Annotated in this window: 7 protein-coding genes; 3 read left to right on the top strand and 4 right to left on the bottom strand. The window is 59.4% G+C overall.

Translation table 11 applies throughout. The features are described 5' to 3' along the window. Positions 1-147: 147 nt before the first annotated feature. Genes NP534_RS23800 through NP534_RS23785 form a run of 4 tightly spaced genes read right to left on the bottom strand, consistent with a single transcriptional unit; the run spans position 148 to position 3,142 of the window. The gene (locus NP534_RS23800) at positions 148-444 is read right to left on the bottom strand and encodes a hypothetical protein (protein ID WP_274100326.1); all 297 of its coding nucleotides are present in this window, start codon (positions 442-444) and stop codon (positions 148-150) included. Further along, positions 441-1,421, bottom strand: coding sequence for an integrase domain-containing protein (locus tag NP534_RS23795; protein ID WP_274100325.1), 981 nt, complete (start codon positions 1,419-1,421; stop codon positions 441-443). The genes NP534_RS23800 and NP534_RS23795 overlap by 4 nt, the downstream gene beginning before the upstream one ends. After that, on the bottom strand, positions 1,399-1,758 hold the full coding sequence (locus NP534_RS23790; protein WP_274100324.1) for a hypothetical protein: 360 nt from the start codon (positions 1,756-1,758) through the stop codon (positions 1,399-1,401). The genes NP534_RS23795 and NP534_RS23790 overlap by 23 nt, the downstream gene beginning before the upstream one ends. Further along, a complete protein-coding gene (locus NP534_RS23785) occupies positions 1,742-3,142 on the bottom strand; it encodes a YfjI family protein (RefSeq protein ID WP_274100327.1) in 1,401 nt (466 codons plus the stop codon). Before NP534_RS23785 ends, NP534_RS23790 begins: the two co-directional genes overlap by 17 nt. 1,334 nt (positions 3,143-4,476) lie before the next feature. Here NP534_RS23785 and NP534_RS23780 point away from each other — a divergent pair. The 3 genes from NP534_RS23780 to NP534_RS23770 form a co-directional block, all read left to right on the top strand. Next, entirely contained in the window at positions 4,477-5,658 is a 1,182-nt protein-coding gene (locus NP534_RS23780) for a phospholipase D family protein (protein WP_274100323.1), read from the top strand. Positions 5,659-5,778: 120 nt separating this feature from the next. After that, positions 5,779-7,467: a hypothetical protein gene (locus NP534_RS23775; protein WP_274100322.1), complete on the top strand. Its 1,689-nt coding sequence runs from the start codon at positions 5,779-5,781 to the stop codon at positions 7,465-7,467. Further along, positions 7,464-8,506 (top strand): hypothetical protein (locus NP534_RS23770; RefSeq protein WP_274100321.1); only part of this gene is annotated, 1,043 nt, incomplete at its 3' end. The genes NP534_RS23775 and NP534_RS23770, both read left to right, overlap by 4 nt.

Raw genomic sequence — 8,506 nt, 5'->3', positions numbered from 1 at the left:
CGCATCAGTGGGTGTCTGCCTAACTTACGCAAGGTGAGTTGGGCGGACGCTTACGACACCTCCAAGCCTTAAAAAGGGGAGGGTGTCTGAACACTCCACTCTTGCCGCCGAGGGCAGGGTCGTCGGGGTATAAGCAGCTCCTGCTGCCTACCTACGACTACTCGAGCGACCGATCAGCAATTGGCGGTCGTTCCCTAATCGCGTCCAGACCAATAAAACGGTGAGTCGATAGTAATATCGGGTGGCGTCGGAGTGGTCTTTCAAGTGCTGAGTGAGAAACCAGCGCACATGCTTGAGCTGCCAGGTCCAGGGATTGTCTCGTTGCCATCGTTGTTGGATTGCAGCGTGCAATATTTGGGCTTGCCGTAGGTGGCGTAGCTGCGTGACCTTTGAGCCGGTCAGTACGCCGCTCAGGAACAGCGTCATATCGAAGGGCTTGGTCACGCTCGACCTCCTACGTAGGCCGAAACCACGTCGACTCGGTAATGCCCGAGCTCAATGCTGATCTGCTGACGTGCCTGCCGATCCAGTTCACGGTCTATGCGATAGCAGTGACCACCATTGACTGGTGCGGCGTGGCCCGTGAGTTGCTCGTAACGCTCGCAGGCGTAGGCCGCTCGCAGTTCATGAAAGCCCTTCAGCCCTTGTTCATGTAGCGTTTCACGGGCGGGGAGCACGGTCTGTTGCAGGAATGCGGCGTAGTTTTCGTTTCGGGCCAGCAAATTGCAGCTGCCGGTTGGCGATGCCTTACGAGCCAACAGCAGTGCCGCCTTCACCTCTTCATTGGCCACGATCCATCGCGGCGCTGAAGCGCCTGAGCGGCCGCCTTTGGTGCCGTCCTGGATGTTGATGCGGCCGAAGTGTTCGGCTTCGCGGTGCAAGCGTGGCAGGTCTGCCAGGATCGCTTCGCGCAGGCGCATGCCGGTTGCTCGAGCCAAACGGACAATCGCGGCCACTCGCTCGTGTTGCTGTTCGCCCAGCACCTCAAGCACTCGCCGCACCTGCTGGTGGTCGTGGCCATCCGGTACGCGGGTGCGCACACTCGAGCGCCGCAGTCCCAGCGCCTGGCTTGGACTGGCGATCTTCACGTCCTGATCACCGCGTAGCGCGGCGAGGGTGCGGTTGACACTGCTCAGGCGGTTCTGCGCGGTAGCGATGCAGAGCTCACCTTGCTGGATCTGCTGGCGCAGGTAGGCAGCGTAGTCCTGTAGCGTCCGTCGATTGATCTGGCGCGCATCGTTGTAACCGGGGCCCTCCTCTGACCGACACCAACGCACGAACGCTTGCCAGCGATCACTATGCGCTTTGACCGTGGCGTAGTGGCCGCCGGCAAACAGATCCTTGAGCGCCTGTGGGCCGGCGTAGCTCAGCTGGCGACCATAGCCAAAGTTGCGACCATCACGCCGACTGACCAAGGCCATCGTCATCACCGTTTTCGTTTGTTTGCAGAAAGAGCAGCAGGGCTTTCCAGTGAGGGCTGAGCCTGTCCACCTGCTGCCAGTGCGTCGGGCGGATCAGGAGGGCGTTCTCGTGGTGTTGCAGCAGTGCCCCTTCCTCACGCAGTTGCTCGATCAGCAGGGCGAGGTGGGTAGGCTCCAGGGGCGGTGTGGCGACAGCGGCGACAGTGGCGACAACCTGCGTCGTTTCTGGCCTGGCGCGTAGCGACAGGGTGGCGACAGCGGTGGCGACACGCCGCGATTCTGGCTGTGGTCGATGTTGCGCCTGGTAGCGGCGCACCGCGTCATTGAGGCGGAACATGACGGACCTCGAAGGTTCTTCCATCGCGGCTGCTCAGCCAGCGATGAGTGATCAGTACAACCAATAAAGAGGCGGTATGGTCAGCGCTCTTGCGGGCAAAACGAGGGCCGTTGCGATTGACGTCTCGGATGCTGAAGTGGGTCCAGCCTTTCTGTACCAGCCAGCGCAGCAACCGATCCGCTTCTTCGCATCGGCTATTGACCGGCTCCTGTTCGGTCAAGCGCTGGATCTCGGCCAGGTAGTAATCCACCAGTATGGAGGCGCGTTGGATGTGTGTTTCGTCCAACGTACTGGCCTCTTCAACCATGGCCAGCACGCCCGCGATGCGCAGCACATTCGCCGCCGCTTTGCCCGCGGCAGGCTGGACGCCGGCCAGCTCGCCGAACTCGCCAGACTGACACTCGATGGTGTCGTGAATATCAATCCAGGCCCGGCGGGCACGGGCTGTCAGTTCCAGCGTGGCGGGCTTGAGTGATCCATCCTGGTGACGTGACCAGGGTTGTTGCAGTAGGGCGGTGATCCGTTGCTGGTAGCGCTGGATTTTGGCATCCCGGCTCAAGTCGATCGCCTTGTAGAGCCGCTGGCCGGCCAGGCGCTCAGGCCAACTGATCAGACAACGGCCTAGGATGCCTTGGCCATTGATCACTGGGTCTTTGAACAGCTGGTTGGCCAGGTAGGGTTGCAGCATCAGATGCAGGCTGAGGCGGCGGTCATAGGCACGCAGGCTTTCTCCTGCCATGGAACGCGCTCGGTCGATCGGGCTGCCATCCCACAGTGTCGACAAGGTAGTGATCGCCTTGAGCAGATTTTCTTTGCTCATGGTGCTGCTGCCTAAGAACTGGCCACCTTCATCATTGAACAAGCCCATGCTGGGTAAGCCATGGCACAGACTTTTGACTAGGGCCTCAATGGTCGGTTCGGCAATGATCAGTCTCGGGGGTACCGGCTCGGATAGTTCACCGCCTTCCGCCTCCTCGTGTCTCTTTGCGGCTTTGGGTTTGCCCATGATGTTGATGGTTGCGCGATAGGCTTTGAGCTTTTCTACATACAGGGTCCACTGCTGTCGTTCCCAGTCGCGCGCTGCTTTCAGTGCCAGCTGGTCCACCGCGCTTTTGCGATCTCCCGAGGACGCCACCGTCAGTAGGTAGAGGGACAGCGGATAGGTTCGACCGTCGAGTAAGGCATTGGCATGACCCTGGCTCACCAGGGCGGCGCTGGCCAGCACCGATTGCGCAGCCATGGCGCAGGGCACGCCGATCACCTCGGCCAGTCGTTCGACCGCAGGGCCCAACAGATCCCCGAGTGCTTCGACCGGGTAGGGCAGTGGCGCCTGCAGGTATTCCAGCAATGGTTGTGGTGGCTCGAACGTTTCGCACAGTTGCATCGCCATTCTCCTGAGATTATCGACTTCGTCCTCACTCATCCCGCCACGGTTGTTGAGTGTTATCAGGGATCAAGGCCCCTGCGACCTGTGAGGGTTGTCCACTCACGCGGGACTGACGGCTCCTTACGGCCGGGAGCTTGGGCATCTCATGATCTGGCCTCCTGAACACTTCCGTAGAAGTGGGCGGGTGGAGGCTGCACTGGCTGACGAGACCGGCGCCGCGAGATCTTGAGTCAGGTGAAGGCAGTGAGGTGATGACCGGGGCATGCCTGATTGTCAGTCAGGTGCAGTCCATTCCTTGGGCTGCGGCACCATCATCGGCATCGCTGTGGCGAGTGAGCATTCGGTGTTTGTCACGCCGATTGTCACGAGGGAGAAAGCCGCAAAGGCCCGTGTGAGCAGGGCTGCAACAGTGTGATATGCGCCCGTCTCTTTAGGAGGCAAAGAGACGGGCCACAGGTTGGCGCAGAAATGGCCAAGCGGATAAGTTGCTGCAGAGCAGCCAGGAGAAGGCCTGAGTTGCCGCAGTGGGCAAAGTTGAGAAGTAGGCATCCATCACATTGCTGTGACCGTGCTAGCCGCCGGACGCTAATCGCACTTGGGGGTTGAACCACCACAACGTGGCGTAGCCTCAAAGGTTCTGGCTACATGGGTGCTGTCGAGGACAGCGCTTGTACAGTTCTGGTTTAGCGCTCGTTCCGCTCGCGGTCAACAGTATTTTGGGGGCGGCTGTTGCGCCAATCGGTAGCGCTGGAAGACCTTGGAACCCGGTGGTTTTGCATGGTCGGGTGGTCGTTCGTCGGGTTTTAATGTGAGCCTGCGTAATTGCATGGACTTGACCATTTGCATTGTCACTGACCAGTCAATTGCATTCGACTTGACCAGCACACGCTGTAGTGACGACCGGCGGAGAACGGCCAGAAGCGGACTTCCGGCAGAGCTTGATAATTTGTTAGAGGGGTTAGCTCGCGTGGTAGCCGGGCCACCTCCAGCATTTCGATCGCCACTTGCGCGCTCTGCTCACTAACGAAACGAGTACCTATGGACAACGTATTGGGCAGAATTCTCAGTGCATGGGACGACTGTGCAATCGTTGATGTGTGACCGCTCCAGAAGCGGACGTTCATGAATATCAACAAGCGGTGAGAAATGGACGTAGCGCAGAGACAACCCGAAGCCCGATAGCCCTCAATCAAGGGAGGGAGAACAGATGAAAGAACGCGATCTTAAACACATCAGGTCTTCGACATAAACTAGACCTTGCCGGCCCTTTCCGTACCGACTTATGCTCCCGCGCCAGTGACTCCCATACCGACGAAGGAAAGCGCGACGAGATGGATCTTCTTCTAGTACCCCACAGCAGTGGTTCCAACCTTCAAGCGCTCTATCATAGGGCTCTCCAGTCCTCCGAAGAGCTCTATATCCTCAGTGCCTACCTCACCGAATGGGATACCAGCGTCAAGCTCGGTAGGCAGTGCAAGTCCTTCGCGTTCATCGTTGGAAAGGACTTCGGCATTACCCGAAAAGCGGCCTGCGAGAAGGTCATCAACTGGCTGCCGAAAGCGCGCCGGGCGCAGTTCCTGGTGGCGGAATTGTTCGACGGCTTCCATCCCAAGGCGATGTTCTGGCGCGAGCCTGATGGCAGCTTTCATGCGCTGGTTGGCTCTTCGAATCTCTCGAAAGCTGCCTTTGCTACCAACCATGAAGTCAACGGCTATTCGAAACTATCCGGCGATACCTTCGCGTCAGCCAGGGCGTGGATCCTTGAAATCAGGAAATCCTGTGTGATTCTCAACCAGAGCTGGCTGGATGGCTATCGGGAGGCGGTTCAGAGGAGAAAGCCGGGTACGTCCAGCAAGCGATCGCAGCAGGCGCCAAACAGGGTGTTCAATCTGCGTTTACCCCCCAGAAACGCGATTTCCTTGCAGGGGTCCTGGCTGGACTTCCGCAGGTCCCAGATGCTTGTCTTCGAGCAAAACAAGAAGGAACTGCAGACGCACTTCAAGACCGCGTCGCGAGCTCGGCAATGGCCTGACGAAAGGAACGAGGCCTTCTATTACGAACTGCGCAGGCTATGGGATTTCGGCGACGGCAGCCGTTTCCAGGCGAATGGCTGGGAGCGTCAGGGCAAGAACAGTGATTTCCGTGAGCTGTCCAGATCGCTCATTCGGGTCATAGAGGCCGATGCCCAGGACCGAGATGAGGTGGTAATGACGGAAATCGATCGTTTGAGTACCTTGAAAGTGTCGACGCGAAAGTCCGTGTTCACCGAGATGCTGTGCCAGTTTTTCCCGGACGCCTATCACCTCGACAACGAGCCCGTGTCGGCCTGGCTGCGTGCGACCGGATGCAAGAGTCCGCACGGCGCCAGTGCCGGCTACAAATACCTGGAAGCGGCCTATCTGCTCAGGGCCGCGCTGTCCGATGCGCGGAACGCTAAGGGCGGCTATCCGGTGGAGAACCTGGGGGTGCTGGATTCGGTGATCTGGCACGAGATGTGGCGAAGCAGGGCTTAGGCCTTCGATATGCTACGAAGGACGTAGGCACCGCGGAAAAACAGTTAGGCCAGTGCAGGAGTATTTGATAGATTTATCTGATATCAAAAAGCCATTTCGCTTCTTTCACAAGGACGTGTCATGACCAACGTCAACGTTTATCTGCGGGAAAACCTCGGCAGTATCTCCAGCAATATTTCCGTCGCCCCGCGGATCGATGAAAAGAAACTCAATAATGCGGTACAGGCCTTCGCCTTTACCGGCAGTCCGTCCACGGTCGTGGCGCTGTTCGACAACACCCTGTTCGGCAGCGGCAAGGACGGAATCCTGTTTACCGGCGAGCAACTGATCTATCGCAGCGGGAGCTTTACCGATCCGGTCAGCGTGCCCTTCGTCGGCATTGCCGCGGTGGAGTATGTCGAGACGGTCAGCGGCAGCAAGGGTGACAAGGTGGAAGTGTCATTGCTTATCAGCCGCAAGGAGGGCGCCGACCTGACCATCACCGGTCTGTCGAGCTGCAACTACCGCAAGCTGGCGGAGACGCTGCAGACCTGCGTGCAGGATTTCAGCGAGTTCAAGGAAGAACGCCAGTTGGTCTCCATCGATGAGCTGGGCGAGCCGCTGAAGGTGGCCTATGTCCAGGCAGTCATCAATTCGGCCTACGCCAATGACCAGGTCATTGATGACAAGGAGTTCGCCGAAGTCCTCCAGTTGATGACGCGCCTGGATCTGAGTCCGAGCGCCCGTTTTATCCTGCGTGCCTATATGACCTCCGGCAGCGCGCAGATTTCCCTGGCGACCCTGCTCGAGCGCATCCACAGCAACAGCCCGGTGGGGCAGATCAAGGCGCTGCACGTGTCGCTGGTCAAGGATCTGATCAACCTCTACTACAGCACCGGTGGTTGCGATATTGCCCGGTTCGCCTTCCTGCAGAACAACCGCGAACTGTTGCAGGTCAGCGACGAGGAAATCGAGCTGGCGGTCATGGCCATCAAGAACGATTACGACATGCTCCGCGACGATCTAACCGATGACCAGATCGTCTCCGCCCTCAAGCTGCTTTCCGCCAAGGCCGCGGCGGTGGGAACGCCGCTGGCGGCGGTGTATTTGTCGGGCTCGGTGGTGGGCATGTCCGCGGCGGGCCTGACTTCCGGTCTGGCGAGCCTGGGCATGGGCGGCTTGCTGGGTATGTCGGGCATGATGACCGGCATTGGTGTGGCCGTGTTGATCGGTGTGGGCACCTATGCCGGTGTGCGCAAGCTGACCGGTGCGGATGAGCTGAGCCGCTCCAAGCGTCGCGAGCTGATGCTCAATGAAGTGATCAAGCAGACGCAACTGACCATTTCCCTGGTGATGAAGGACATCAACTTCATTACCGAAAAACTCAACGAAGCCATCCAGGCCCAAGGCGCCCAGGACGTCAAGATCAAGCGGCTGATGGGATTGATGACGCGGATGACCAGCGCCGGCCAGGTGCTAACGGAAAAAACCAGCTCGGCCCAGGCCAGCGCCACCAAACTGCGCTGCGCTCAGTTCCTCGATGAAGGCAAGCTGCGCACGCTGACCCGCGAACCGACCAAGACTGAGCTGTACGACTGGATTCTGGACTTCTATGAAGAGCGCTCGGTGGTGGTGTCTAGCGCGGACGCCGAAGAGGAAGTGAGCGAAGTAAAGCTGTGCATCAAGCGCGATCGCGACAGCAAGCAGTTGGAGAATCTGGCCCGGGCCTTCGAAGTCATCGGTTACTTCAATGTCGGTGATGTGCTGCTGGGCTCGGCCAGCGAGGTGGCCGGCAAGGCCCGGGAAAAACTGAGCAGCCTGTTCTCATGACGCAGAAAAGCCATCTGCACGATCAGGCGCAAGCGCTGCTGATCCAGCAGCATCAGCTCGACCAGACCAATGCGCACCTGGACCGGATGCCGGGTGTCCTCGACAGCATGGGCCAAAAGCAGCGCAGCAACGATGAGCTGCTCGACAGTCTCCTTGCCCAGGCGCAAAGTGTTGTCGATGCGCAGGATGTGGTGTTCGTCGTCGAAGAGCACGAACGGGTGCTTTTCGAGCGCGAGGTGCTGGCGGTACCCACGGACTACCAGACAACCCTGCAGCCCCTGAAACTGCTTGATATCGTCGAGATCGACGAGGACTCGGACTGGTCCGATTGCCTGGCGCAACTCGACAGCTACGCCGCCCGCCAGGGCCTGGAGCGTGCTGAAGACCCGTTCCGCGGCCTGATGACCGACAGCCAGCGCATCGCCCTGGAAAAACGCATCCAAGCCGACTTCACCCTCAAGGCGGCGGCGTGCGACCAGTACGACTACATGATCGCCGGCACCTGCGGGCTGATCGGCGGGCTGGTCGATGTGTTCTTCGTCGGCGTTCCGGGCACGGGCGCGCTGGGCAAGTGGGCGGACGAGCAGACGGACGATATGGTCAAGGGCTTCGCCAGGCTGAACGGCTGGAAAGGCGGGAGGGAGGGCTCCAACAAGATTGCCAGCGCCATCGGCTTTCTCGAGGAAAAGTTCAAGATCAACTACGACCATGCCACCAGCCACGCCACTGGCGGTGCGGTGCAGAACATGTCGATGAAGAACCACCATGTGAAAAGCCTGGGCCACTCGCCCGACCTACTGGGGCTGTTCTTCTCCATCCTCGATCAGTTCAGCAACACCGCGCACTTTGTCGACAAGGGCAAGCTGATCAGCGTCAACACCAAGACCTTCGAATTGAGCGGCGGCAACCTGGTGGCCAAGGTGTTCGCCGGGTTCATGAATTGGCTGGGGCACCTGTTTTCCGATATGGCGGGTTCTTCCGGCGGTCGCGGCAAAGTGGATGCCGGGCGGGGCTCGGGTATCCCGATCCCGTTTTATTC

Origin of the sequence: Pseudomonas sp. 39004, from assembly GCF_028682155.1 — a bacterium.
Taxonomy (GTDB): Bacteria; Pseudomonadota; Gammaproteobacteria; order Pseudomonadales; family Pseudomonadaceae; genus Aquipseudomonas; species Aquipseudomonas capeferrum.
This window is presented reverse-complemented; position numbering and strand designations above follow the sequence as displayed.